Source organism: Cupriavidus sp. 21MJTG02-4 (assembly GCF_057798975.1).
On sequence record NZ_JBYOJP010000002.1, the window covers coordinates 383,790 to 410,249 of the forward strand.

Here is a 26,460-nt window from a genome sequence, read left to right on the forward strand (position 1 = left end):
GGCGGGCCGGGCCATCCGGCACCGCCAGTTGGCATTTGCTGCTTTCCTCTGTTGAGGTGAGACATGATCTTGACCCGCAAGCGCGCGGCGCAGGGCACATCTACCCGGCTGGCTGACAGCCTCGCACAAACGAATACGCCGGCAGTAACAGGCCGGCTTTCGACTCGGCTTGCAGCAGGCCTGGCCGGTGCCATGCCGACCATGGACCGGCGCAGTTTTCTCAAGCGCTCCGGCATTGGTGTCGGGGCCGGACTGGCGGCCTCGCAACTGACGCTGCTGCGCAAGGCCGATGCCGCGGACGACAAGACCGTCGCCGCTGCGCAAGGCAAGGGCGGCATCGTGGTGAGGCGCACCGTGTGCGGCCACTGCTCGGTAGGCTGCGCGGTCGATGCCGTGGTGCAGAACGGCGTTTGGGTGCGGCAGGAACCGGTGTTCGACTCGCCCATCAATATGGGCGCGCACTGCGCCAAGGGCGCCGCGCTGCGCGAGCACGGCCATGGCGAATATCGCCTGAAGTACCCGATGAAGCTGGTCAACGGCAAGTACCAGCGCATCGGCTGGGACCAGGCGCTCGACGAGATCACCGCGAAGATGAAGGAGATCCGCCAGCAGACCGGACCGGATTCCATGTTCTTCATCGGCTCTTCCAAGCACAGCAACGAGCAGTCCTACCTTTTGCGCAAATGGGTGTCTTTCTTCGGCACCAACAACACCGACCACCAGGCGCGCATCTGCCACTCCACCACCGTGGCGGGCGTGGCGAACACCTGGGGCTACGGGGCGATGACGAACTCGTACAACGATATGCAGAACTCGAAAGCGGCTCTGTATATCGGCTCCAACGCGGCCGAGGCGCACCCGGTATCGATGCTGCACCTGCTGCATGCGAAGGAAAATGGTTGCAAGGTGATTGTGGTGGACCCGCGCTTCACGCGCACGGCCGCGAAGGCCGACCACTACGTGCGCATCCGCTCGGGCACGGACATCGCCTTCCTGTTCGGGGTGCTGTACCACGTCTTCCAGAATGGATGGGACGACCCGAAGTTCGTGCACGACCGCGTCTACGGCATGGACAAGGTCAAGGAAGATATCCTGGCCAAGTGGTCGCCGGACAAGGTCGAGGAAGTCTGCGGCGTGCCCGAGGCGCAGGTGAAGATGGTCGCCGAGATCATGGCGAAGAACCGGCCCAGCACGCTGGTCTGGTGCATGGGCCAGACCCAGCACTCGATCGGCAACGCCATCGTGCGCGCGTCGTGCATCGTGCAGCTTGCGCTTGGCAATATTGGCGTCTCCGGTGGCGGCGCCAACATCTTCCGCGGCCATGACAACGTGCAGGGCGCCACCGACGTCGGCCCCAATCCGGATTCGCTGCCTGGCTACTATGGCCTCGCCACGGGCGCGTGGAAGCACTATGCGGCGGTGTGGAACGTCGATTATGAATGGATCAAGAAGCAGTTCGTCTCGCAGGCGATGATGGAGAAGTCCGGCTCGACCGTGTCGCGCTGGATCGACCTGGTCACCGAGAAGAACGAACTGCTCGACCAGGACAACAACGTACGCGGCGTGTTCTTCTGGGGCCATGCGCCGAACTCGCAGACGCGCGGCCTGGAAATGAAGAAGGCGATGGACAAGCTCGACCTGCTGGTGGTGGTCGACCCGTATCCGTCCGCCACCGCGGCCATGGCCAACATGCCGGGCGCGGAAGGCGAAAAGGTCAACCCGAATCGCGCGGTCTACCTGCTGCCGGCCTGCACGCAGTTCGAGACCTCGGGTTCGTGCACGGCGTCCAACCGTTCGCTGCAATGGCGCGACAAGGTGATCGAGCCGCTGTTCGAATCGATGCCCGACCACACCATCATGCAGGCCTTCGCGGACAAGCTCGGCTTTGGCAAGGAGCTGTCGAAGAACTACAAGATGATCGAGGTGAAGCGCGCCGGCCGCACGTGGATGGAGCCGGAGATCGAGTCGATCCTGCGCGAAATCAACCGCAGCAACTGGACCATCGGCTACACCGGCCAGTCGCCGGAACGCCTCAAGGCGCATATGCGCAATATGCAGATGTTCGACGTAAAGACGTTGCTCTGCAAAGGCGGCAAGGATGCCGAGACCGGCTATGACCTGACCGGCGACTACTTTGGCCTGCCGTGGCCGTGCTACGGCAACCCGGAACTCAAGCATCCGGGCTCGCCCAACCTGTACGACACCAGCAAGCACGTGATGGAAGGCGGCGGCAATTTCCGCGCGAACTTCGGCGTGGAGCGCGATGGCGTCAACCTGCTGGCCGAGGACGGTTCGTACTCGAAGGGGGCCGAGATCACGACGGGCTATCCCGAGTTTGATCACGTGCTCCTCAAGAAGCTGGGCTGGTGGGACGACCTGACGGACGCCGAGAAGAAAGCCGCCGAAGGCAAGAACTGGAAGACCGATCTGTCGGGCGGCATCCAGCGCGTGGTGCTCAAGGTGCATGGCTGCCATCCGTTCGGCAACGCCAAGGCGCGTGCCGTGGTGTGGAACTTCCCTGACCCGATCCCGCAGCACCGCGAGCCGTTGTACTCGACGCGGCCCGACATGGTCGCGAAGTACCCGACCCACGACGACAAGATGGCGTTCTGGCGCCTGCCCACGCTGTACAAGACCGTGCAGCAGCGCAACGTCGAGAACAAGGTCTACGAGAAGTTCCCGATCATCCTGACTTCGGGCCGCCTGGTGGAATACGAGGGCGGCGGCGAGGAAACCCGGTCGAACCCGTGGCTGGCCGAACTGCAGCAGGAGAACTTCGTCGAGATCAATCCGGCCGCCGCGTCCCAGCGCGGCATCCGCAATGGCGACTTCTGCTGGGTCAGGACGCCTACCGGCGCCGCCCTCAAGGTGCGCGCGCTCGTGACGGAACGCGTCGGCCCGGACACCGCGTTTATCCCGTTCCATTTCTCGGGCTGGTGGCAGGGCAAGGACCTCAAGACGTACTACCCGGATGGCGCCATGCCGATCGTGCGTGGCGAGGCCGTCAACACGGGTACGACGTACGGGTACGACTCGGTGACGATGATGCAGGAAACCAAGACCACCATTTGCCAGATCGAACGCTTTGCATAAGGGCAGGATGAAACCATGGCACGCATGAAATTTATCTGTGACGCCGAACGCTGCATCGAGTGCAACAGCTGCGTCACTGCCTGCAAGAACGAGAACGAGGTGCCATGGGGCGTCAACCGGCGCCGCGTGGTCACCATCAACGACGGCATGGTCGGCGCGGAGAAGTCGATCTCCGTGGCCTGCATGCACTGCTCGGATGCGCCGTGCATGGCGGTCTGCCCGGTCGACTGCTTCTACCGCACCGAGGACGGCGTGGTGCTGCACGACAAGGACGTCTGCATCGGCTGCGGCTACTGCTCGTACGCGTGCCCGTTCGGCGCGCCGCAGTTTCCATCCACCGGTACCTTCGGCGTGCGCGGCAAGATGGACAAGTGCACCTTCTGCGCGGGCGGTCCCGAGAAGAACGGCTCCGAGGCGGAATTCGAGAAGTACGGCCGCAACCGGCTGGCCGAGGGCAAGCTGCCGCTGTGCGCGGAAATGTGCTCGACCAAGGCGCTGCTGGGCGGCGACGGCGACGTGATCGCCGACATCCTGCGCAACCGCGTGATCAAGCGCGGCAAGGGCGGCGATGTGTGGGGCTGGGGCACCGCATACGGGAATCGTGGCGGCGCCCAGCAGGCGCCCGCTGCACCGGCGGCACCTGCCGCACCGGCCAACCCTGCTCCTGCCAGCGGCAACGGAGGGCAACCATCATGACGCGCATTCCGATGGCGGCCATGCTGGCCGTGGCCGGCTTGCTGCTCGCGGGCTGTGGCGAGAAGCCGCAGACCACGACGGCCTCGCACAAGAAGTCGGATGCGGTCGCCTACCAGGGCGCGCCGGACGACCCGTTCGTCGTCAAGGGCTGGACCGCCGGTGACAAGACCAGCTGGACCAACCAGATCCGCCAGCGCAACCAGCTGCAGAACGAATACAACCGTACGCCATGACTGCACCGCAGGCAGGGCGGGGTGACGACCCGAAGGAGCGCATATGAGGCCCACGCAGAATATGTGCGGCTGGCGTGCCTGGCTTGCCGCAGGCGCCCTGGCCATGTTGACGTTCGCCAGCGGTGGTGCTGCCGCGCAGGCGCCGGCCTCGGCGCCGCAAGCCGCCCAGGCCCCGCAGATTCAGCCCACGCAAGCAGCTGACGCGAACAACCCGGCCACGCATCCGGTGCAGCCGTATGCCGGCATTGCCTCGGAGAACATCTTCAACGTGCCGCGCCGCGACATCGCCAATGAGGCCCGGTCGCAGAAGGAGCGGGCGCTGACGCAGCCCGGCAACAATGCGCCGGTCTGGCGCGAGGTCAATTCCGACCAGGCCCACTACAGCAGCCTGCCGTACAAGGAGGCCGGCGTGCTGATCCAGCGAACGGGGCAGCAGTGGCGGCTGTTCCGCAATGGCGTGATCACGGTGTGGGGCGGCTGGCTGCTGGTCGTGGTGCCGCTGGCGATCCTCGGCTTCTTCCTCTGGCGCGGCGCGATCCCGCTGCGCGAGCCGCGCACCGGACGCATGATCGAACGCTTTACGCCGTTCGAGCGCATCGTCCACTGGACCATGGCGATCGCGTTCGTGCTGCTCGCGGTCTCGGGCATCGTGATGCTGTTCGGCAAGCATTTCCTGCTGCCGTTGATGGGCCATACGCTGTTCGGCTGGCTCACCTACCTGCTGAAGAACATCCATAACCTGGCCGGCCCGGTGTTCACGCTGTCGATCATCGTCGCCTTCGTGATCTTCGTGCGCAGCAACCTGCCCAGCCGCGACGACCTGCACTGGCTGACCAGCCTCGGTGGCCTGGCAAGCGGCAAGCATGTGCCGAGCGGCCGCTTCAATGCCGGCGAGAAGATGTGGTTCTGGGCGGGCCTGGTGATCTTCGGCCTGATCCTGTCCGCATCCGGCTGGGTGCTCGACATGATCGTGCCCGGGCTCGAGTACTACCGCGCCACCATGCAGATCGCCAACGTGATCCACGGGATCGCCGCGGTGCTGATGATCGCGATGTCGCTTGGCCATATCTACATGGGCACCATCGGCATGGAAGGCGCCTACCGTGCCATGCGCGACGGCTGGGTCGACGAGGCCTGGGCCAAGGAGCATCACGAGCACTGGTATGACGACATCAAGGCCGGCAAGATCCCGGTCCAGCGCTCGGCGACGCCGGAGCCCAAGGCGGCGCGCCGGCGCAATCCCGGCGAAGCTTGAGGCACCGGCATGGCACCCTTTCACCGGATACTGATCATGAGACGCATGCTGATGCTGATTGCCCTGGCCGCCGGCGTCATGGGTACCCAGGGCGCGCTGGCCAAGCTGCCGCCGCCGACCGATGCGCAGCAGGCCAAGGCCGCAGAGACGAAGGCGCGTACGGCCTGGGCCGACAAGGTTGCGGCGTTCCAGCTGTGCAAGTCGCAGGACAGGATCGCGGCGCGCTACTACGGCGACATGAAAGCCCGCGGCAATGCCACGCACGATCCCGTGCAGACCGCCGCCTGTGCCGATCCCGGGCCGTACGTCGCGCCCCAGGCGCCAGCCGCCGCAGCGGCAGTACAATCGACCGCAAAGGCGCCTTAACCCTGGCCCCATCGCTAGAAAGCCGGCGTGGGGCAAACCTGAGCAGCCCGACTTCGCCACCCATGCCCCTGCGTCCCGAACTCACCCACGCGGCCGTTCCCCTGATCGAAGAAGTGGAGGTCGTCGATGAACTGGGGCGTGCCCGCCCGGCTTACCTGCCCGGCGAGCGCCCGCTCACGGTCTATCTCGACAAGCGCGAACTGGTCACGCTGATGACGCTGGGCGGGGCGCCCGAACACCTGGTGCTCGGCTACCTGCGCAACCAGCGTCTGGTCGAATCGATCGAGGACATCGCCGCCGTGCAGGTGGACTGGGAAACCGAGTCGGCGGCCGTGACCACCCGGACGGGCATCGACCGCATCGAGGAACGCACCGCGCGCCGCGTGGTCACCACGGGCTGCGGGCAGGGCACGGTGTTCGGCTCGCTGCTCGACGAGATCGACAATGTCCGGCTGCCTGCTGGGGCCACGCTGGACCAGGACACCTTGTACGGCATCATCGACACCATTCGCCTGCAGCAGTCGGTGTACAAGCAGGCGGGCTCGGTGCATGGCTGCGCGCTGTTCCGCGGCCGCGAGCTGCTGATGTTCGTGGAGGACGTGGGCCGCCATAACGCGGTCGATGCGATCGCGGGACGCATGTGGCTGGAGGACATGCGTGGCGACGACAAGGTCTTCTACACCACCGGGCGCCTGACCTCTGAAATGGTGATCAAGGGCGCGCAGATGGGCATCCCGTTCCTGCTGTCGCGCTCGGGCGTGACGCAGATGGGCTACCAGATGGCGCAGCGGGTCAACCTGACACTGTTCGCAAGGTGTACGGGCAAGCATTTCCTGCTCTACACGGGGAACGAACGCTTCCATCATCGGTTGCCTGAGGAAGTTGTTGCGTAGGCAGCACTTCAATTGAGCGGCGCGCGGTCGGATTGGTTGTACAATTCGGCGCACTCTGCCTAAGCGTTTACCCTCCCGACTCTATGAGCATCAAATCCGACAAGTGGATCCGCCGCATGGCGGAACAGCACGGCATGATCGAGCCGTTCGAACCCGGCCAGGTGCGGGAGGCAGACGGGCGCAAGATCGTGTCTTACGGCACGTCGAGCTACGGCTACGACATCCGCTGCGCCGACGAATTCAAGATCTTCACCAATATCAACAGCACCATCGTCGACCCGAAGAACTTCGACGAGAAGTCGTTCGTGGATTTCAAGGGCGACGTCTGCATCATCCCGCCGAACTCGTTCGCGCTGGCGCGCACGATGGAGTACTTCCGCATTCCGCGCAGCGTGCTGACCATCTGCCTGGGCAAGAGCACCTATGCGCGCTGCGGCATCATCGTCAACGTGACGCCGTTCGAGCCCGAGTGGGAAGGCTATGTGACGCTGGAGTTCTCCAACACCACGCCGCTGCCCGCCAAGATCTACGCCGGCGAAGGTTGCGCCCAGGTGCTGTTCTTTGAAAGCGACGAAGTCTGCGAGACCTCGTACGCCGACCGGGGCGGCAAGTACCAGGGCCAGCACGGCGTCACACTGCCGAAGACCTGAGCGCATTACAATGCCGGCGTTTGCCGGAACGGACGGCCCGCGATCGATCGACGCGCGGGCGCCAAGACCTGACGTGAGAGCCACATGCCGCCGTCGCAGGGGAACCCCTGCCGGCCATGTGGCTCAGTCCTTTATGTCCTGCTTTCCCATCAAGGATGCCCGATGAAATTCCGCTTCCCCGTCATCATCATTGACGAAGACTTCCGCTCCGAGAACATCTCCGGCTCGGGCATCCGCGCGCTGGCCGAAGCGATCGAGAAAGAAGGCATGGAGGTCATGGGCCTGACCAGCTACGGCGACCTGACCTCGTTCGCGCAGCAGTCGAGCCGCGCTTCGACCTTTATCGTGTCGATCGACGACGACGAGTTCGTGACCGCCGATGACCGCCCCGAAGCGGCCGCCATCGAGAAGCTGCGCGCGTTCGTCAACGAAGTGCGCCGCCGCAACACCGACCTGCCGATTTTCCTGTACGGCGAGACCCGCACCTCGCGCCATATCCCGAACGATATCCTGCGCGAGCTGCACGGCTTCATCCACATGTTCGAGGACACCCCCGAATTCGTGGCGCGCCACATCATCCGCGAAGCCAAGGTCTACCTCGACACGCTGGCGCCGCCGTTCTTCAAGGCGCTGATCGACTATGCGCAGGATTCGTCGTACTCGTGGCACTGCCCGGGCCACTCGGGTGGCGTGGCATTCCTGAAGAGCCCGGTCGGCCAGGTGTTCCACCAGTTCTTCGGCGAGAACATGCTGCGCGCCGACGTCTGCAATGCGGTCGATGAACTTGGCCAACTGCTGGACCACACCGGCCCCGTGGCGGCGTCCGAGCGCAATGCCGCGCGCATCTTCAACTCGGACCACATGTACTTCGTGACCAACGGCACGTCGACGTCGAACAAGATGGTGTGGCACGCCAACGTGGCGCCGGGCGATATCGTGGTGGTGGACCGCAACTGCCACAAGTCGATCCTGCACGCGATCATGATGACGGGCGCGATCCCGGTGTTCCTGATGCCCACGCGCAACCACTACGGCATCATCGGCCCGATCCCGAAGAGCGAGTTCGATCCGGAAACCATCCGGCGCAAGATCGCCAACCACCCGTTCGCCAGCAAGGCGAAAAACCAGAAGCCGCGCATCCTGACGATCACCCAGGGCACCTATGACGGCGTGCTGTACAACGCCGAGCAGATCAAGGAGATGCTGGCGTCGGAGATCGACACGCTGCACTTCGATGAAGCCTGGCTGCCGCATGCGGCGTTCCACGACTTCTATCACGACATGCACGCGATTGGCCGCGGCCGGCCGCGCAGCAAGGACGCGCTGGTATTCGCCACGCAGTCCACGCACAAGCTGCTGGCCGGGCTGTCGCAGGCCTCGCAGATCCTCGTGCAGGATTCCGAGACGCGCAAGCTGGACCGCTACCGTTTCAACGAGGCGTACCTGATGCACACCTCGACCAGCCCGCAGTACTCGATCATCGCCTCGTGCGACGTGGCCGCGGCGATGATGGAAGCGCCGGGCGGCACCGCGCTGGTGGAAGAAAGCATCCAGGAAGCGCTGGATTTCCGCCGCGCCATGCGCAAGGTGGAGGGCGACTACGACGCCGGGCAGAACGGCGACTGGTGGTTCAAGGTCTGGGGTCCCGACACCCTGAACGAAGAGGGCATGCCGGACCGCGAGGAATGGATGCTCAAGGCCAACGAGCGCTGGCACGGCTTCGGCGACCTGGCCGACGGCTTCAACCTGCTCGACCCGATCAAGGCCACCCTCATCACCCCGGGGCTGGACGTGGACGGCGAGTTCAGCGAGCGCGGCATCCCGGCGGCCATCGTCACCAAGTACCTGGCCGAGCACGGCATCATCATCGAGAAGACGGGTTTGTACTCGTTCTTCATCATGTTCACCATCGGCATCACCAAGGGCCGCTGGAACTCGCTGGTCACCGAGCTGCAGCAGTTCAAGGACGACTACGACCAGAACCAGCCGCTGTGGCGCGTGCTGCCCGAGTTCGTCGGCAAGCACCCGCAATACGAGCGCATGGGCCTGCGTGACCTGTGCGACGCCGTGCACAGCGTCTACAAGGCCAACGACGTGGCGCGCGTGACCACCGAGATGTACCTGTCGGACATGGAGCCGGCGATGAAGCCGTCGGATGCGTGGGCAATGATGGCGCACCGCGAGATCGAGCGCGTGCCGGTCGACGAGCTGGAAGGCCGGGTCACCGCCATCCTGCTGACGCCGTATCCGCCGGGCATTCCGCTGCTGATCCCCGGCGAGCGCTTCAACCGCATCATCGTCCAGTACCTGAAGTTCGCGCGCGAGTTCAACAAGCTCTTCCCGGGTTTCGAGACCGACGTGCACGGGCTGGTGCTGGAAGAGGTCGACGGCCAGAAGGCTTACTTCGTGGATTGCGTGAAGCAGGGTAGCTGAGCGTTACGCTGAGGTCGCAAAGCGGCGGACTGCCTACAGGCGGACCGCCGCTTTTGTTTTCAGGCCATCCGTACCGGACGGCCCGGCCGCTCACGCCTTCCAGTCCACATCGAAGTCGCTCAGGTAGTCATCCACTGCCGCGCCGACCGTCGGATGGAAAGCATCCTTACCCAGGTTGTCGAACAGTTCGAAGCGCTTGAGCTTGTCCTTGACCGGGTCCTTCATCTCCGCGAAGTGCAGTTCGATCCCGCGCTCGTCCAGGTTCTTGTCGAGTTCGCGCAGCATGTCCGCCGAGGTCACGTCGACGCTGGTGACCGGCTCGGCCGCCACCACCACGCGCCGCACCGCGGTGGGCGATGCGTCGACGGCGCGCAGTACGCATTCCTGGAACAGCTCGGCATTCGCAAAGAACAGCGGCGCATCCCAGCGGAACAGGACGAGGCCCGGCACGCGGCGCGCATTCGGGTAGCGCTCCACGTCGTGGTAGCCGCGCACGCCGTCGGCGCGGCCGAGCACCGCGTGGTGCGGGCGCCAGCCGTCCCACAGAAATTCGATGATGGCGATGACCACGGCCAGGCAGATGCCTGGCACCGCGCCGAGGACCGCAACGCCGGCAAAGCAGGCCATCGCCAGCCAGAACTCCCACTGCTGGATGCGGTAGATGCGCTTGAGGTCGGCAAATTCGAACAAGCCGATGGCCGCCGCGATGACGACGGCGGCCAGTGCGCTGTTGGGCAGGTGGCGCATCAGGTCCGGCGCAAACAGCAGCAACGCCGCCACGGCCAGTGCGCCGACCACGCCGGTCAACTGCGTGCGCGCACCCGCGGCTTCGGCCACGGGCGTGCGTGACGCGCTGCTGCTGATCGGAAAACCCTGGAACAGCCCGGCTGCGAGGTTGGCGGCGCCCAGCCCGACCATTTCCTGGTTCGGATCGACCGGATATTTCAGGCGCGCCGCGTAGGTGCGCGACAGCACACTGGTATCGGCGAACGCGACCAGGGCGACGGCGCAGCCGCCCACCAAGATATGGGTGAGATCGACCCCGCTGAGGTACGGCAAGGCGAAAGCGGGCAGGCCTTGAGGCATCTTGCCGAGCACTTTGACCCCGTGTGCATCGAGACCGAACAGGCTCACGCTCAACGTGGCCAGCACCACCGCGATCAGCACGCCGGGCACGCGCTCGAACCGTTTCAGCAGCAGGATCAGCCCCAGGCTCGCGCCGCCCACGGCTATGCTGTACAGGTTGGCCTTGCCGGCTGCCACGGCAGTGCCCAGGCTCCATAGCTCCCGCAACGGCCCCGCATCTTCGATCGAAATGCCGAACAGCTTGGGCAACTGGCTGACGAGCACGGTGAACGCGATGCCGTTCATATAGCCATAGCGGATCGGCTTGGACAGCAGCTCGGTGATAAAGCCCAGCCGCAACAGGCCGACGACGATGCAGACCACGCCTGACACCACCGCCATCATGCTGGCGACGGTGATGGCGCGCGCCGGGTCGCCGGCGGAGAGCTGCATTACCACGGCGAGGATCGGCGCCGCCAGCGCGGAGTCGGGCCCCAGCACCAGGATGCGGCTCGGGCCGAACAGCGCGTAGGCAAGCAGCGGGATGATGGTGGCGTACAGGCCATAGATGCCTGGCACGCCCGATGCCTCGGCATAGGCGATACCGACCGGCACAAGCATGGTCGTGAGCACCAGCCCCGCCGCCAGGTCGCGCGGGAGCCAGGCAGCCTCGTACGTGCGCAGCATCTGCAAGCCCGGCAGCCAGTGCAGCCAGCCGGAAGTGGAAGGGGCTTTCGCCGACTTGCGAGCCGGGGGACTGAGGGGTGGGTTGGACACGGGGCTCCCTTCTTGCGGTAACGCCACAGGGTTCGATGTGGACGATTCCTAGCATAGCAATCGGCGCAGGCCGCCGGGCATGGCGTTTGCAACGTCACGGGTTCAGGCCTGAGATCGATTGCCGGACAGCCGGTGCAGGGAGTTTTCCTGCTGCGGCGCGGCATGGTTCCCGGTGAGCAATCGCCTGTCAGGGGTGGCGCCAGCGACAGCCAGCCGCGTCTTGCCGCGATGGAATGAGGCGGTCAAGGCTGCCGTGGCCGCGCTGGCATCGCCTTGCCGGCGTGGGCTGTCTTTCGATGGGACGGAGCTGCAAATCGTGCGGGCTCCGCGACGAAGGCGGTCCTTGCAACCGGTGGTCAAACTTTTCTGCAAAGGCATAGCCCGTCGATGAAAATCGCCCAAGTTGCCCCTCTTTTGGAAGCATGCCCGCCACGGCAATACGGCGGTACCGAGCGCGTCGTTGCCTACCTGACGGACGAACTGGTCCGGCAGGGGCACGACGTCACGCTGTTTGCCAGCGGCGATTCATCGACTGCCGCCAGGCTGGTCAGCTGCGCGCCGCGCGCCTTGCGCACCGACCCGTCGGTGCGCGACATCGTGCCGTATCACGTGATGATGCTCGACGAAGTGGGCCGGCAGGCGGACGATTTCGACGTCCTGCATTTCCACACCGACCTGCTGCATTTCCCGCTGGCGCGGCGCCTGGCCGACCGCACCGTGACGACGCTGCATGGCAGGCAGGACCTGCCGGACCTGGCGGCGTTCTACTCTGCCTTCGCAAGGGTGCCGCTGGTATCGATCTCGCTGGCGCAGCGCGACCCCATGCCGCCGGTCCACTGGCTCGGGAACGTCTATCATGGCCTGCCCGCACGGTTGCTGCCGTTTCATGGGGTGGCGCGCGGGGGATACCTCGCTTTCCTCGGGCGCATTTCGCCCGAGAAGCGCCCGGACCGCGCCATCAAGATTGCCGTGCAAAGCGGCATGCCGCTGAAGATCGCCGCCAAGATCGACCGTGTCGACCGCGCATACTGGGACGCCGACATCGCGCCGCTGGTCAGCCGGCACGCCAATGTCGAGTATCTTGGAGAAATCAGCGAACGGGAAAAGGCACGGTTTCTCGGCGGCGCGCGTGCGCTGCTGTTCCCGATCGACTGGCCCGAGCCGTTTGGCCTGGCTATGATCGAAGCCATGGCCTGTGGCACCCCGGTGATCGCGTTCCGGTGCGGCTCCGTCCCGGAAGTCGTTGATGACGGAGTCACCGGCTTTATCGTCGACAGTGTCGACGAGGCCGTGGCGGCAGTCAGGCGCATCGGTGACATCGACCGCCGCGCCGTGCGCCGTACGTTCGTTGCGCGTTTCAGCGCCGAACGCATGGCTCACGACTACCTGGCACTCTATGGTCGCTTGCGCAGACCGTCGCCGGACGGTTGCGCGCATCCAGACCCGTCCGCCCAGGCGGATGCGGGCCTGCACGTCGCGGCCTGAACCTGGAGAAAGACAATGCTCGACGCTCCCGAAGGCCGGCGCGGCCTGGTGCCGGACGCGACACCCGGCGCGCCCATCGTCATCGCCGCGACGCACTCCCTGCGTCTGACCCAGCCCCGCACGCTCAAGCAAGGCGACACCTTTGCCGTGTTCGACCAGCATGGCGACGCCATTGCCGGTTCCAGCGGCTCGGACGGCATCTTTTGTTGCGACACGCGGCACCTGTCGCACTTCCACCTGACCATCAACGGGTGGCGCCCGGTGCTGCTCAGTTCGGTGCTGCGCGACGACGACGCCGCATTCAGCTGCGACCTGACCAACCCGGACCTGTTCGATGCGCGGGGCGAGATGGTCATGCCTCACGACGTGATCCATGTGCGCCGTTCGCGCTTTCTTTGGGAGGGCACCTGCTATGAGCGGCTGGCGGTACGCAATTTCGATGAAACGCCGCGGCACATCAGCCTGGAACTGGCGTTTGCGGCGGACTTTGCCGACCTGTTCGAGGTGCGCGGGGCCAGACGCGCGCAGCGCGGTCAAACGCATCCACCCGAGCTGACCGACAGCGGTGCGAAGCTCGCCTACACCGGACTCGATGATTGCGTGCGCACCACACACCTGACGTTCGATCCCGCGCCGACGCAGCTGCGTGGCGACATGGCGGTGTTCGAGCTGGAGCTGATGCCGCACAGGACGCAGCTGCTCTACGTCGAAGTCTGCTGCGACAAGGCGCGGCACGACAAGCGCCCGCCGCGCGGCGCTTTCCCGTCGGCCCTGCGGGCCGCGCGTCGTTCGCTGCAGGCGCTGTCCGCGCAGTCCGCAAGCGTGACCACCTCCAACGAGATCTTCAATGAAGCCGTAGGCCGCAGCCTGTCCGATCTGTACATGCTGATCACGAAGACCCCTTACGGTCCGTATCCCTACGCCGGCATTCCGTGGTTCAGCACCTTCTTCGGCCGCGATGCGCTGATCACCGCGATGGAAACCCTGTGGCTGGATCCGGGCATCGCACGCGGTGTGCTGGGTTACCTGGCAGCGAATCAGGCGACGACTTCCGACCCGTCTGCCGATGCCGAGCCGGGCAAGATCCTGCACGAAAGCCGCAAGGGCGAGATGGCCAACCTTGGCGAGGTGCCGTTCCGCCGCTACTACGGCAGCATCGATTCCACGCCGCTGTTCGTCATGCTCGCAGGCGCCTACCTGGACCGCACGCACGACGTGGCGACGATCCGCACGCTTTGGCCTGCCATCGAGGCGGCGCTGCGCTGGATCGACAAGTACGGCGACCGCGACGGCGACGGCTTTGTCGAGTACGGCCGGCGCACCAGCGACGGGCTGCTCAACCAGGGCTGGAAGGACAGCCACGATTCGATCTTCCATGCGGACGGCACGCTGGCCGAGGGCCCGATCGCACTGGTGGAGGTACAGGGCTATGTGTACGCGGCCTGGATGGCGGCCGCACGGATCGCGCGCAGCCTTGGCCACAACGGGCACGCCACCGCACTCGAAACGCGTGCCGCGCAGCTGCGGCAGCGCTTTGACGAAGCGTTCTTCGACGAGGCTTTGGGGACGTACGTGATCGCGCTCGACGGCGACAAGCGGCCATGCCGCGTGCTGTCGTCCAATGCGGGCCATGCGCTCTATACGGGCATCGCACTGCCCGAGCGCGCGCCGGCGGTGGCCGCGGCCCTGATGGGCAGCGCATCGTTCTCGGGCTGGGGCGTGCGGACCCTTGCGTCCAGCGAAAGCCGCTACAACCCGATGAGCTATCACAATGGTTCGGTCTGGCCGCATGACAACGCCATCATCGCCGCGGGGATGGTTCGCTACGGCTTGCGCGACGCGGCGTTGCGCATCTTCGACGGCCTGTTCGCCGCGTCCACGCATATTGACCTGCGCCGCCTGCCCGAGTTGTTCTGCGGCTTCGTGCGCCGGCGCAACCGCGGCCCGACGCTCTATCCGGTGGCATGCATCCCGCAAGCCTGGGCGGCGGCCACACCGCTGTCGCTGCTGCAGACGTGCCTGAACCTGGACTTCAACGTGGGCGCGCGCGAGATCAGCTTCCACTATCCGGCGCTGCCGTCCTTCATGGAAGACCTGGCGCTGCAGGGATTGTCCATTGCCGATGCGTCCGTCGACCTGATGCTGCGGCGCTCGGGCGGCAGCGTTGTCGTCAACGTGGTGGCGCGGCGGGGGGATGTGCTGGTGACGACAACGAATTAACCGTGGGGGCTCCAAGCGGCTATCTGCCCTCCTGAGGCGAAAACTCAAAAGGACTGTCAGGTTGACTGAACTTGAGATGCATCACCTTCCCGGTCGGAGTGAAGCGACCTCGTACGAACGAGTAATAATCCAACTGCAAGCCAACGCGAACCTCCCGTGCTGCGTCGAACAGATAGCTATTCTTCGGAAAGGAAAATCTGCCGCTCCTGGTTGATACTACTGCCCGACATGCTGAAAGCAGGCTCGGCAAATGCAGGAAGGTCGCCTTACCTTTCTGGCGGATCGGGTCAATCAGCAGGTAGATTTGGGCGTGCCGGCCAGCCTCACCGGATCCGTTGCTATGTCCTTCTACGCACAGCAGTGCGGGCCGGTTATTTGTTCGTTGCGCAAGAAACACGAAGGCACTTGTCGGCACGATGTCTGAGGCATGCTCGCCGGGAAAGGTTGTGGCATGCGCAAAATGATAGACCCGGCCGTTGACGGTGACGCGAGTCCCGGCAACTTCGATATTTACAGGCGTTCCTTCCAGTTCGGATCGAAGCTCAACATAAATACCTGGCTTGTCGGGGTATGCATACGCAATGCCGGGATCGCTCCTGATCGGATCACGAAACACGACACCTGCCTGATCGGCATAGAAGGCATCATGGCTTTCATAGGTAGGGGCCGCAACGCCATCTCCGGCAAAAAGAATCAGGGTCGCGGCTAGTATCGAAACCGACTTCATCTATATGCCTTGCCTCCAGAGGCTTTCAAGTAGTCCGGATTGTGGCCCCAGAATATTGAGCTGCCATGCGCGGCAGTAGAAACCCAAATGGAATCATATCTTCCACGCTCGGCGCCATCGACTATCTGTCGGGTCTTTTTGTTCCTGACCCTCCAGTACACAATAGTCTCACGTCGCTTCTCCTGTACGCCGAAGATGTTATGAACGGGGTTTCCGAATTTGAAACCATCTTGCACTTTCGGATGCTTGGTATAGTTTGTCTTGAAGTCGAGACCGTCCCACCAGAACGCACCATTAGAAGGATCCGGTCCGTCATTGGCTAAGGCCTTCTTTCCCCATTCAACGGCGAGTTTCATGCCCGGATTGAGTCCTATGTCTTTGACCGAGGCGCGCATCAACTTATTGAAACGAGCGTTCGACCCGTCCCATGCATACGCATAGTTGGGGTCGGCTGCTCGCAATTGCGACACCGTCTTTCCGCCCCATGCTCGACATCTATTAGCCACAGCAAAGGCAATTCCACCGATTTCCTCGGAGTCATCGCGAATGGAAGCTTCCCCGTAGGCAATTGCAGCAAGCAAGCGCAGATCCTGGTCAATCGTATTGCTCATCGAACATCTCCAGCCCGCCAGGCGACAAGAACCATATGCGCGTGCTCCTTGACTGCGAAGGCACGAGTCGCCCCACCTGCAAGCCCTTCATCATGAACAAGGGTCTGGCCGAAGCTCGAAATCTTGTAGGTCATCCCTTCGATGGGCTCTCCGGTCTTCGCATCAACGATCTCAAAGTAGTGCTCAAGATCGTCGTCCGGTGCGCTCAACGATGCTGCGGTGTATCCGGTCGATGCCTCCGCGCCACTGGCAGCATTCGTACCGCGGCCCATCCAATTTACCTCAACTGTCGTGTCCCACTGCGTATGGATGACGTGGGGCTTGATCGGGCACTTGCAATGCACGCGGGCGCCACTCACGAGCAGTTGCTTACCCATAACGTCGAAATTCGGATGGCAATCGTTAAATACGGGCCCGCTGGATCTACAAGCCGGGCAGGTTGCAATGTCCCCTTCGACGCCCATCGGCACGCCGTGATGCGTGAAATCATAGTGACAGGCGATGAGTTGGCCGCCGGTATTTGTCGGATCGCCGTTCTTCAGGGCATAGCGAATATCAGGCATTCGTGGTTCCTCCATGACAGAAAGAACCAGCTGTACATGTCGCAACAAGCGCCGGATATAAGGAAAGGATGAAAATCGTTTGATGTTTTCGAGGTAGTGCAGTTTCTGATTTTCAGGTTCTGGAGGCCATGGACCTACCGCAGCAGACGCAGTCCTGGGCTGCGCTCATCAGGCGCAGAGCAACGCGGAAAAAAAGCCCCGCATCTGCGGGGCTTTTGCTGGCATGAATGCAGCCTACTTCTTCTCGAACTCGAACTGCGGCGCCGCCGGCTCCGCTGGTGCCGCCGTTCCCGGCAATTCCAGCGAGCCCGGCGCTGAGGCCGGCTTCTCCGGCTCACCCCCAAGCGGGATACTCACCTCCGCCCCGGTGTTATGGTGCAGCGACCCCTTGTCGAGGAAGACGGTCACCATGCCCGGCCAGAACATCACGGCCAGCACCATCAGCACCTGCAGGCCGACCCAGGGCAGGGCGCCCCAGTAGATGTCCGAGCTCTTGACTTCCTTGGGCGCGATGCCGCGCAGGTAGAACAGCGCGAAGCCGAACGGCGGGTGCATGAACGAGGTCTGCATGTTCACGCACAGCATCACGCCGAACCACACCAGCGCGGCCGTGGCCGCGGCTTCGGGGTTGCCGCCCATCGAGTCGGCCACGACCGGCGCCAGCACCTTCACTGCCACCGGCGCGAGCATCGGCACCACGATGAAGGCGATCTCGAAGAAGTCCAGGAAGAACGCCAGGAAGAAGATGAACAGGTTCACCACGATCAGGAAGCCGATCCAGCCGCCCGGCAGCGAGGTGAACAGGTGCTCCACCCAGGCACCGCCGTCCACGCCCTGGAACACCACCGAGAAGCAGGTGGAGCCGATCAGGATGAACACCACCATCGCCGTGATGCGCGCAGTGGACTGGTAGGCCTCGACGATTAGCAGGCGCAGGTCGGTCATCTGGCCCGACCGGATGATCAGCCACAGGATGACCAGGTACAGCACGGCCAGCGGGACGCGGAACAGATGCGAGCCAAAGGCAAAGACGCCCACCGCCGCGGCGACCAGCGTCGCGCCGATGCCGACGCGATAGATCAGCCGGTCGGTCTTGTTGAAGGCCTTGGCGCGGATCACGGCCAGCACCAGCGCGCCGACGGCACCCATGGCGCCCGACTCGGTCGGCGTGGCGATGCCCAGCATGATCGTGCCCAGCACCAGGAAGATCAGCACCGCGCACGGGATGATGCCGCGCAGGCACTTGGCCCACAGCGGCCAGCCGCGCAGCGTGCGGAACTCGGCCGGAACCGGCGGCAGCCAGTCGGGCTTGAGGCGCGCCAGGAAGAACGTGTACAGCGCGAACAGCGCGATCTGCACCAGCGACGGGCCCCATGCGCCCAGGTACATGCTGCCGACGTCCGCGCTGCCGGCGGGCGTCTTGAGCTGGTCAGCCAGCACCACCAGCACCAGCGAAGGCGGCACGAGCTGCGTGATGGTGCCCGACGCGGCCAGCACGCCGGTGGCGTACTTCATGTTGTAGCGGTAGCGCATCATCACCGGCAGCGAGATCATCGCCATGGCAATTACCTGCGCGGCCACCGTGCCGGTGATCGCGCCCAGGATGAAGCCGACGATGATCACCGAGTAACCCAGGCCGCCGCGCACCGGGCCGAACAGCTGGCCCATGGAGTCGAGCATGTCCTCGGCCAGCCCGCATTTCTCCAGGATCGCGCCCATGAAGGTGAAGAACGGGATCGCCAGCAGCAGCTCGTTGGCCAGCACGCTGCCGAACACGCGGCTTGGCACCGCCTGCAGGAAGCTCAGCGGGAAGTAGCCCCACTCGATGGCCAGGAAGCCGAACGCCAGACCGACAGCGGACAGCGAAAATGCGACCGGGAAACCGATCAGCATGAATACCACCAGGCCGCCAAACATCAGCGGCGGCATATATTCCAATGGGATCATTGCACCGGCCTCTCGTATTTCGATTCGATACGCACCAGGCCTTTCAGGGCGGCGAAGCGCTTGATCAGTTCGGAAACGCCCTGCAGGGCGAGCAGGGCGAAGCCCACGGGCACCACCAGCTTGATCGGGTAACGCGGCAGGCCGCCGGAATTGCCCGATTGCTCGAGGATGCGCCACGACGGCAGGAACAGCGAATCCCACGACAGCCACGTGAACAGGATGCACGACGGCAGCAGGAAGACGACGATGCCGAAGATGTCGATCCAGTGCTGCGCGCGCTCCGAGACGTTGCCGTAGATCAGGTCAACGCGGACATGTTCATTGCGCTGGAAGGTGTACGACGCGCCGAACATCACGGCGATCGCAAACATGTACCACTGCAGTTCGAGTGGCCAGTTGTCGCTCAAGTTGAAGCCATAGCGCAGCAGGGCGTTGCCAGCGCTGATCAGGCACGACAGCAGGATCATGATGTTTGCAAGCCTGCCCGTGTGCTGATTCAACCTGTCGATCTGTCGTGACAGACCAAGCAAGTAGTTCATGGGTTGTCTCCCCGGTTTTTTGCGGCGATTAGTTTATCTGTAACAAAATGCGTCGGCGCTTGGGACTAATACCTATCACATTGCGCAAAAATCGGACGTGCAAAAGAAAAAAGCCACGATGGCCGGGCCATCGTGGCTTTTTCTTGCTTGAAACTTACGCCGAACTTACAGCGCTGCGCGTGCCGCGGCGATGGCTGCGCGCACCTGGTCCGGTGCCGTGCCGCCGATGTGGTTGCGTGCGGCGACCGAGCCTTCGAGCGTCAGGACGCCATGCACGTCATCGCCGATCAGCGCGGCCTTGTCGCCCAGGCCGGACACGTCGCGCAGCTCGGCCACGCTCAGATCGGCCAGGTCGCACTGACGGCTGTCGCAGGCGCGCACGGCATGGGCCACGGCTTCGTGCGCGTCGCGGAACGGCAGGCCCTTCTTGACCAGGTAGTCGGCCAGGTCGGTGGCCGTGGCGTAGCCCTGCAGCGCGGCGGCGCGCATGGCTTCGGGCTTGACCGTGATGCCCGGCACCATGTCGGCGAAGATGCGCAGCGTGTCGACCACGGTATCGACCGTGTCGAACAGCGGCTCCTTGTCTTCCTGGTTGTCCTTGTTGTACGCGAGCGGCTGGCCCTTCATCAGCGTCAGCAGGCCGATCAGATGGCCGTTGACGCGGCCGGTCTTGCCGCGCGCCAGTTCGGGCACGTCGGGGTTCTTCTTCTGCGGCATGATCGAGCTGCCGGTGCAGAAACGGTCGGCGATGTCGATAAAGCCGACGCGCGGGCTCATCCACAGCACCAGCTCTTCAGAGAAGCGCGACACGTGGGTCATCACCAGCGCGGCGGCGGCGCAGAATTCGATCGCGAAGTCGCGGTCCGAAACGGCATCCAGCGAGTTGCGGCACACGCCGTCGAAGCCGAGCTGCTGCGCGACGAATTCGCGGTCGATCGGATAGCTCGTGCCGGCCAGCGCGGCGGCGCCCAGCGGCAGGCGGTTGACGCGCTTGCGGCAATCGGCCATGCGCTCGGCGTCGCGCGTGAACATTTCCACGTAGGCCAGCAGGTGGTGGCCGAACGTGACCGGCTGGGCGACCTGCAGGTGCGTGAAGCCCGGCAGGATGGTGTCGGCGTTCTGGTCGGCCAGGTCGAGCAGCGACACGCGCAGCGCGCCGAGCAGGGCGACGATGTTGTCGATCTCGCTGCGCAGCCACAGGCGGATGTCGGTCGCGACCTGGTCATTGCGCGAGCGGCCGGTGTGCAGGCGCTTGCCGGCATCGCCGACCAGCGCGGTCAGGCGCGCCTCGATATTCAGGTGGACGTCTTCCAGGTCCAGCTTCCACTCGAAGCCGCCGGCCTCGATCTCGCCCTGGATCTGCGCCATGCCGCGCGCGATCTCGGCGCGGTCGGCCTCGGCGATGATGCCCTGCTTTGCCAGCATCGCAGCGTGGGCCAGCGAACCCTGGATGTCGAAGAGGGCCAGGCGCTTGTCGAAGAACACCGATGCGGTGTAGCGCTTCACCAGGTCGGACATCGGTTCGGAGAAGCGGGCGGACCAGGCTTCGCCTTTCTTGGCAAGTTGGGAGGTCGTCATGGACGTCAGGGCTGTGGCTCGCGCGGCGTGCGGCCGGTGCATGACCATGCGGGGCGGGCGCGAGCGGATTTCGGGGAAACGTGGATTATATCGCCCGCGCGGGATGGGAGAGCGGCCTTCAGAGCGGCGAGTGGATCAAGCGCCCCTTGAAGACGACCGGGCCGCTCGGCCCGTCCGGATTCGGCGATCCGCCGGGTGGTTCGACGCTGACCGCCAGGGCCGGCACGGCCGAGGGGAACCCGGCCAACGCAAGGCGAGCCGCCCGCTCGCGGCCGATCACGCCGAGCGATTGCGGCTTGCCGTCCTTGGGCAACGCCCACAGCTGCAGGACTTGCTGTCCGGACACGATCGTGTCGTCGAGCCGCTGCACGACCAGCTGCCGGGCCGCGGCATCCCATGATACGAGCAGGGCGGGCTGCGACTGTGCATCGTTCAGCACGGCGACCACCGCGGTCTCGACCAGCAGGCGTTGTGCCATTTGCCGTCCAATGCCCACGGCGAGTACCGCGACGACGGCCATTGCCGCCGCGGCACCGCGCCAGAACACCGGCGCCGCCCACAGCGTTTGCCACCATGGCGCTCGCGCTGCCGAGGCCAAAGGCACAGGTTTCCAGCCGAGCCGTTGTTCGATGCCGCACCACACCGCCTCCACCGGCTCGGAGGACGGCTGCAACTCGGCCATGCCGGACAGCCTGACCTGCCAGTGGCCGATCGCGGCGCGCACGGCGGGTTCCTCGCGCGCAAGCTGCTCCATCCGGCGCCGCGCGCCGCCGCGCAGCACGCCGAGCGCATATTGCGCGGCGATGCGATCGAGCAGGTCGGGGTGGCGGCTCAGCCTCATGGCGCGCTCTCCAGGCAGGCGCGCAGGCGCTCCAGGCCGCGGCGGATCCAGGATTTGACGGTGCCCAGCGGCATGCTCAGCCGCTGCGCCAGTTCAGCGTGGCTCAAGTCGTGGAGGTAGGCCAGCACGATGGCCTGGCGCTGCGCCTGCTCCAGTCGCTGCAGGCAGCGGTTCAGCGCGCGCGCCTGCTGGCTGGCCAGTGCGAGTTCGGCCGGACCGGCGGCCTCGTCGGCCAGCCATTCGCCCAGTTCCTCGCCCAGCTCCACGGTTTGCGGCAGGCGTGCCGCGGCCGCGCGGCGCAGGCAGTCCAGCGCGCGGTTGCGAACGATGGTGGTCATCCAGGTCATCGGCGCGGACAGGTGCGGCCGGTAGTCGACGGCGTGGTGCCAGATGCTGACAAAGCTTTCCTGCACGACATCCTCCGCCCAGTCGCGCCTGCCAGTGATACGCAGCGCAAGCCCGAACAGTTTCGTCGCGGTCTGCTCGTAGAGCGCGCGCAGCGCCTGGCGGTCGCCGAGCGCCACGGCCTGCAGCCACGCCGCCAGCCGGTCGTTGTCGGCCGAGGGGGCAAAGGACGGTTCAGGGGAGGCAGACACGCGGCGGTTCCCGACGGAAGGCTCTGCCGGATTATAGGCAGCGCCGCTGCATCCGATCGTCTGGTGCCTGCGTAAAAGGGTCAGGCAAGCCGCGCAGCGGACGCCGCCCCTTGATCCCTCACTGGAGAACACCATGGAACGCATGCCCACGACGCCGGACCGCCGGCTGGTTCAATCCGCGGACGTTTCCATCGTCACGTTGCCCGACGAGCGCCGGCGCGGCCTGCTCAAGGTGCCGGGCCTGTTCGCGCTAGGGTCGCTCGCCGTGCTGAGCCTGGGCGAGTCGATGCCGGCCTGGGCGCAGACGGAGTCGGGCAGCACGAAGGACGACATCAGGATCCTCAACGTCGCACTCGGGCTGGAGTACCAGGCGATTGCGGCCTACCAGGTCGGCGCGGAAAGCGGGCTGCTGCAGAAGCCCGTGCTCGATACGGCGGTGAAGTTCCAGAACCACCACAAGGCGCATGCGCAGGTACTGGCTGGCACGGTATCGAAGCTCGGCGGGTCGCCGGTGATGGCGAAGAAGCCGTCGGAGTATTCATTCCCGACCGCGCAGCTCAAGACGCAGGCGGATGTGCTGCGCTTTGCCGCCGGGCTGGAAAAGGGCGCCACCGCGGCGTATCTCGGCGTGCTGCCGAATTTCTACAACCGTGACCTGACCAAGGCGGCGGGCAGCATCCTCGGCGACGAGGCCATGCACTGGGCAGTGCTGCTGCATGCGCTGGGAGAAGATCCGGTGCCGGGGGCGTTTGTGGGCTGAGCCAGGCAACGCGACCAGATGGACAAACGCCCGGACGGCAAGCCGTCCGGGCGCTTCTGACTCAGTGGCTCAGGCCTGGATCAACCCGTATTGCGCAGTCCCGCCGCCACCCCGTTGATGGTCAGGTGGATGCCGCGGCGAACGCGGATATCGTCCCCGTCCTTGCCCGAGCGATAGCGCTTGAGCAGCTCGACCTGCAAGTGGTTGAGCGGGTCCAGGTAGGCAAAGCGGTTCTTGATCGAGCGTGCCAGCAGCGGGTTGTCGGCCAGCCGCTCCTGGTGGCCGGTGACGAGCGCCAGCATCTCGCAGGTCAGGTGCCATTCCTTGCTGATGCGCGCGAACACGTTCTTGCGCAAGGCTGCGTCATCGCAAAGCTGCGCATAGCGCGAGGCCACGGCCAGGTCGGTCTTGGCCAGCACCATGTCCATATTGGACAGCAGCGTGGAGAAGAACGGCCAGGTCTTGACCATCTTGCGCAGCGTGGCCACGGCAACCTTGCGCGCCTTGTCGTCCGGCGCGGTGTCCAGCAGCGACTTGACCGCGCTGCCGAAGCCGTACCAGCCCGGCAGCAGCAGGCGGCACTGGCCCCACGAGAAGCCCCACGGAATCGCGCGCAGGTCTTCGATGCGGCGGTTCTTCTTGTCCATCAGCTTGCGCGAGGCCGGACGCGATCCCAGGTTCAGGTCGGCGATCTCGGTGATCGGCGTGGTCGCGAAGAAGTAGTCCTTGAAGCCCGGGGTCTCGTACACCAGGTTGCGGTAGGCGCCGAAGGCGCGGTCCGACAGCTGCTGCATGATGCCCTCGAAGGTGCTCAGCTCCTTCGGCGCGTTCTGCTGCGGCAGCAGCGAGGCTTCGAGTGTCGCTGCGATCACCGTTTCCAGGTTGCGCCGGCCGATCTCGCCATTGGCGAACTTGCTGTTGATGATCTCGCCCTGCTCGGTCAGGCGGATTTGCCCGTTGACCGTGCCCGGCGGCTGCGACAGGATGGCCTGGTAGGTCGGGCCGCCGCCGCGGCCAACGGTGCCGCCGCGGCCGTGGAACAGGCGCAGCTTGACCTTGCGCTGCTCGAACAGCTGCACCAGCGCAAGCTCGGCCTTGTACAGCTCCCAGGTGGAGGTCAGGAAGCCGCCGTCCTTGTTGGAATCGGAATAGCCGAGCATCACTTCCTGCTCGACGCCGTGGTGCTCGATCACCGAATCGAAACCGGGCAGGTCCAGCAGCGACTGCATGATGCCGGCGGCGTTCTGCAAGTCCTCGATGGTCTCGAACAGCGGAATGACCATCAGCTCCATGCGCGCCGGATCTGTCTTGCTGCCGAGCGTGCCTTGCAGCATGCCGGATTCCTTCTGCAGCAGCATGACCTCGACCAGGTCGGACAGCGTTTCCGTGTGCGAGATGATGTAGTTGCGCGCCACGCGCTTGCCGTAGCGCGCGCGCAGTTCGCGCGCCGTCGCCAGGATCGCCAGTTCGTTGCGGGTCTGTTCCGAGTACTCGTGCCAGGGCAGCGTCAGCAGGCGCGGCTGGCGCAGTTCGGCCAGCAGCAGTTCCTGCTTGCGCGACTCCGGCAGCGCGGCGTAGTCCTTCTCCACGCCCGCGGCGGCGAACAGCTCGGCCACCACGGCTTCGTGCACGTCGGAGACCTGGCGCATATCGACCGATGCCAGGTGGAAGCCGAACACGGCGATGGCGCGCACCAGCGCATCGATGCGTGTGCTGGCCAGCGCGCGGCCGTGGTGCGCGCGCAGGGAATCGATCACCACCTGCACATCGGCGGCGAAGGCTTCGGCGCTGCTGTACGGCTCGGCGTCGGCCACCGGGTGGCGCGGCGCGGCGTGGCCGGTCAGTGTCTTGCTGGTCGCGGCCAGGCGCGCGTAGATGCCGATCAGCGCGCGGCGGTACGGCTCGTCGGCACGGTGCGCGGAATGGTCGGGTGAGGCTTCGGCCAGTGCCAGCAGCTCGGGGCTGGCGTCGACCATCAGCGACGACATCGACAGCTCGGCGCCGAGTGCATGGACCTCATCCAGATACCAGCCCAGGATCATCTGCGACTGCTGGGTGGCGGCGTGATCGAGGGTTTCGGCCGTGACGTTCGGATTGCCGTCGCGATCGCCACCGATCCACGAGCCCATCTGCATGAACGGCGCGAGCGGCGCCGGCTCGGCCGCGCTGCCCTTGGCCTTGCGCGAGGCCGGGAAGATCGCGGCGATGTCCTCTTCCAGCTCGCTCATCAGTTGCGGGATGCCGTGGAGGAAGGTGGTGCGGTAGTAGGACAGGGCGTTGTCGATCTCGTCCGCCACGGTCAGGCGCGAATCGCGCAGCATGCGGGTCTGCCACAGCGTGGTGACCTTGGCGCGCAGCTGCGCGGTGTTCTGGTCGCGCTCGCGCGCGGTCATCGGCAGGTCGCGCTCGGCCAGCAGGCGGGCGATCTCGCGCTCGGCGTCCAGGATGCTCTTGCGCTGGACTTCGGTCGGGTGCGCGGTCAGCACGGGGACGATCAGCGCCTCGTCCAGGAACTTGCGCAGCTGCTTGCCGGTGACGCCGGCGGCGTCGATCTTCTCGAGCGCATGCTGCAGGCTGCCGTCCTGCGGCGGCGAGCCGGCCAGCGCATGGATGCGGCGGCGGCGGTTGTGGTGCTGGTCCTCGGCGATATTGGCAAGGTGCGAGAAATAGCTGAACGCGCGCACGACCTGGTTGGTCTGGTCGCGCGACAGGCGCTTGAGCAGGCGGTCCAGCTCGGTGCCGGCGGCGCGGTCGTTCTCGCGGCGGAAACGCACGGCGGTCTGGCGGATGGTCTCGACCACCTCGAAGGTCGCGTCGCCTTCCTGCTCGCGCAGGCATTCGCCCAGCAGGCGGCCCAGGAAGCGGATGTCCTCGCGCAGCGGCAGGTCCTTGTCGGCGGCGGAGCGGCGGGCGGGGCTGGTGTTCACGGCGCCGTTGGCGGGCACGACCATCAGGTTTGCCTTTGTAATCTGTTTGGTGCGGGTGGCTTTGGAACCGGTCTTGCGGGTAGGGGCGCCGTTTGCGTCACTCTGGCCTGAGGCCTGGGAGGGGACTTCTCGATTGACCGTGCGTCGGCCGGGGCGCGCAGCGTGCTGCGTCATGCAATCTCCTCTTGCTTTACTTCTGTCCGAT

The 26,460-nt window shown here is 65.1% G+C and carries 21 protein-coding genes; 11 read left to right on the forward strand and 10 right to left on the reverse strand.

Annotated features, from left to right (window positions below):
* The first annotated feature begins 63 nt into the window (after positions 1-63).
* The 8 genes from AC3FKH_RS05015 (at position 64) to AC3FKH_RS05050 (ending at position 9,619) form a co-directional block, all read left to right on the forward strand.
* Positions 64-3,093, forward strand: a complete 3,030-nt coding sequence (locus AC3FKH_RS05015) for a molybdopterin-dependent oxidoreductase (protein ID WP_488673440.1) — start codon at positions 64-66, stop codon at positions 3,091-3,093.
* A gap of 15 nt (positions 3,094-3,108) precedes the next feature.
* A complete protein-coding gene (fdh3B, locus tag AC3FKH_RS05020) occupies positions 3,109-3,789 on the forward strand; it encodes a formate dehydrogenase FDH3 subunit beta (protein WP_483709019.1) in 681 nt (226 codons plus the stop codon).
* On the forward strand, positions 3,786-4,022 hold the full coding sequence (locus tag AC3FKH_RS05025) for a hypothetical protein (RefSeq protein ID WP_483731368.1): 237 nt from the start codon (positions 3,786-3,788) through the stop codon (positions 4,020-4,022). Before fdh3B ends, AC3FKH_RS05025 begins: the two co-directional genes overlap by 4 nt.
* A 43-nt stretch (positions 4,023-4,065) precedes the next feature.
* On the forward strand, positions 4,066-5,277 hold the full coding sequence (locus AC3FKH_RS05030; RefSeq protein ID WP_488673443.1) for a formate dehydrogenase subunit gamma: 1,212 nt from the start codon (positions 4,066-4,068) through the stop codon (positions 5,275-5,277).
* 36 nt (positions 5,278-5,313) lie between these two features.
* Positions 5,314-5,643 carry a hypothetical protein gene (locus AC3FKH_RS05035; RefSeq protein ID WP_488673445.1) on the forward strand — a complete coding sequence of 110 codons (330 nt, stop codon included), beginning with the start codon at positions 5,314-5,316 and terminating at the stop codon, positions 5,641-5,643.
* A 62-nt stretch (positions 5,644-5,705) separates the two neighbouring features.
* The gene (locus AC3FKH_RS05040; protein WP_488673447.1) at positions 5,706-6,536 is read left to right on the forward strand and encodes a formate dehydrogenase accessory sulfurtransferase FdhD; all 831 of its coding nucleotides are present in this window, start codon (positions 5,706-5,708) and stop codon (positions 6,534-6,536) included.
* A gap of 83 nt (positions 6,537-6,619) precedes the next feature.
* On the forward strand, positions 6,620-7,186 hold the full coding sequence (gene dcd / locus AC3FKH_RS05045; protein WP_029046089.1) for a dCTP deaminase: 567 nt from the start codon (positions 6,620-6,622) through the stop codon (positions 7,184-7,186).
* A 162-nt stretch (positions 7,187-7,348) separates the two neighbouring features.
* Positions 7,349-9,619 (forward strand): Orn/Lys/Arg family decarboxylase, encoded by a 2,271-nt coding sequence (locus tag AC3FKH_RS05050; RefSeq protein ID WP_488673449.1) that lies wholly within the window; start codon positions 7,349-7,351, stop codon positions 9,617-9,619.
* A gap of 90 nt (positions 9,620-9,709) precedes the next feature.
* On the opposite strand, the gene AC3FKH_RS05055 is transcribed toward AC3FKH_RS05050, so the two are convergent.
* Positions 9,710-11,371, reverse strand: coding sequence for a SulP family inorganic anion transporter (locus tag AC3FKH_RS05055; RefSeq protein WP_488673847.1), 1,662 nt, complete (start codon positions 11,369-11,371; stop codon positions 9,710-9,712).
* A 477-nt stretch (positions 11,372-11,848) separates the two neighbouring features.
* On the opposite strand from AC3FKH_RS05055, the gene AC3FKH_RS05060 reads away from it, so the two are divergent.
* Together AC3FKH_RS05060 and AC3FKH_RS05065 are read left to right on the forward strand one after the other, a co-directional pair.
* Entirely contained in the window at positions 11,849-12,946 is a 1,098-nt protein-coding gene (locus AC3FKH_RS05060) for a glycosyltransferase family 4 protein (RefSeq protein ID WP_488673451.1), read from the forward strand.
* A gap of 15 nt (positions 12,947-12,961) precedes the next feature.
* Positions 12,962-15,166, forward strand: coding sequence for an amylo-alpha-1,6-glucosidase (locus AC3FKH_RS05065; RefSeq protein WP_488673453.1), 2,205 nt, complete (start codon positions 12,962-12,964; stop codon positions 15,164-15,166).
* A gap of 19 nt (positions 15,167-15,185) precedes the next feature.
* Here the strand turns inward: AC3FKH_RS05065 and AC3FKH_RS05070 are convergent, their stop codons facing one another.
* From AC3FKH_RS05070 to AC3FKH_RS05105, 8 genes are all read right to left on the reverse strand, one after another.
* Complete coding sequence (locus AC3FKH_RS05070; RefSeq protein WP_488673454.1) at positions 15,186-15,893, reverse strand: hypothetical protein; 708 nt, start codon at positions 15,891-15,893, stop codon at positions 15,186-15,188.
* Positions 15,890-16,504, reverse strand: coding sequence for a hypothetical protein (locus AC3FKH_RS05075; RefSeq protein ID WP_488673456.1), 615 nt, complete (start codon positions 16,502-16,504; stop codon positions 15,890-15,892). Before AC3FKH_RS05075 ends, AC3FKH_RS05070 begins: the two co-directional genes overlap by 4 nt.
* Positions 16,501-17,067, reverse strand: a complete 567-nt coding sequence (locus AC3FKH_RS05080) for a PAAR domain-containing protein (protein WP_488673457.1) — start codon at positions 17,065-17,067, stop codon at positions 16,501-16,503. Before AC3FKH_RS05080 ends, AC3FKH_RS05075 begins: the two co-directional genes overlap by 4 nt.
* Before the next feature lie 234 nt (positions 17,068-17,301).
* Positions 17,302-19,014 (reverse strand): TRAP transporter large permease, encoded by a 1,713-nt coding sequence (locus tag AC3FKH_RS05085; protein WP_488673459.1) that lies wholly within the window; start codon positions 19,012-19,014, stop codon positions 17,302-17,304.
* Entirely contained in the window at positions 19,011-19,553 is a 543-nt protein-coding gene (locus AC3FKH_RS05090; RefSeq protein WP_483709007.1) for a TRAP transporter small permease subunit, read from the reverse strand. The genes AC3FKH_RS05085 and AC3FKH_RS05090 overlap by 4 nt, the downstream gene beginning before the upstream one ends.
* 165 nt (positions 19,554-19,718) lie before the next feature.
* Entirely contained in the window at positions 19,719-21,131 is a 1,413-nt protein-coding gene (argH, locus tag AC3FKH_RS05095) for an argininosuccinate lyase (protein WP_488673460.1), read from the reverse strand.
* 118 nt (positions 21,132-21,249) lie between these two features.
* Positions 21,250-21,972, reverse strand: a complete 723-nt coding sequence (locus AC3FKH_RS05100) for an anti-sigma factor (protein WP_488673462.1) — start codon at positions 21,970-21,972, stop codon at positions 21,250-21,252.
* The gene (locus AC3FKH_RS05105) at positions 21,969-22,568 is read right to left on the reverse strand and encodes an RNA polymerase sigma factor (RefSeq protein ID WP_488673464.1); all 600 of its coding nucleotides are present in this window, start codon (positions 22,566-22,568) and stop codon (positions 21,969-21,971) included. The genes AC3FKH_RS05100 and AC3FKH_RS05105 overlap by 4 nt, the downstream gene beginning before the upstream one ends.
* Before the next feature lie 142 nt (positions 22,569-22,710).
* On the opposite strand from AC3FKH_RS05105, the gene AC3FKH_RS05110 reads away from it, so the two are divergent.
* On the forward strand, positions 22,711-23,328 hold the full coding sequence (locus AC3FKH_RS05110) for a ferritin-like domain-containing protein (protein WP_488673849.1): 618 nt from the start codon (positions 22,711-22,713) through the stop codon (positions 23,326-23,328).
* 80 nt (positions 23,329-23,408) lie between these two features.
* Here the strand turns inward: AC3FKH_RS05110 and ppc are convergent, their stop codons facing one another.
* On the reverse strand, positions 23,409-26,429 hold the full coding sequence (gene ppc / locus AC3FKH_RS05115; protein WP_488673466.1) for a phosphoenolpyruvate carboxylase: 3,021 nt from the start codon (positions 26,427-26,429) through the stop codon (positions 23,409-23,411).
* Positions 26,430-26,460: the final 31 nt, after the last annotated feature.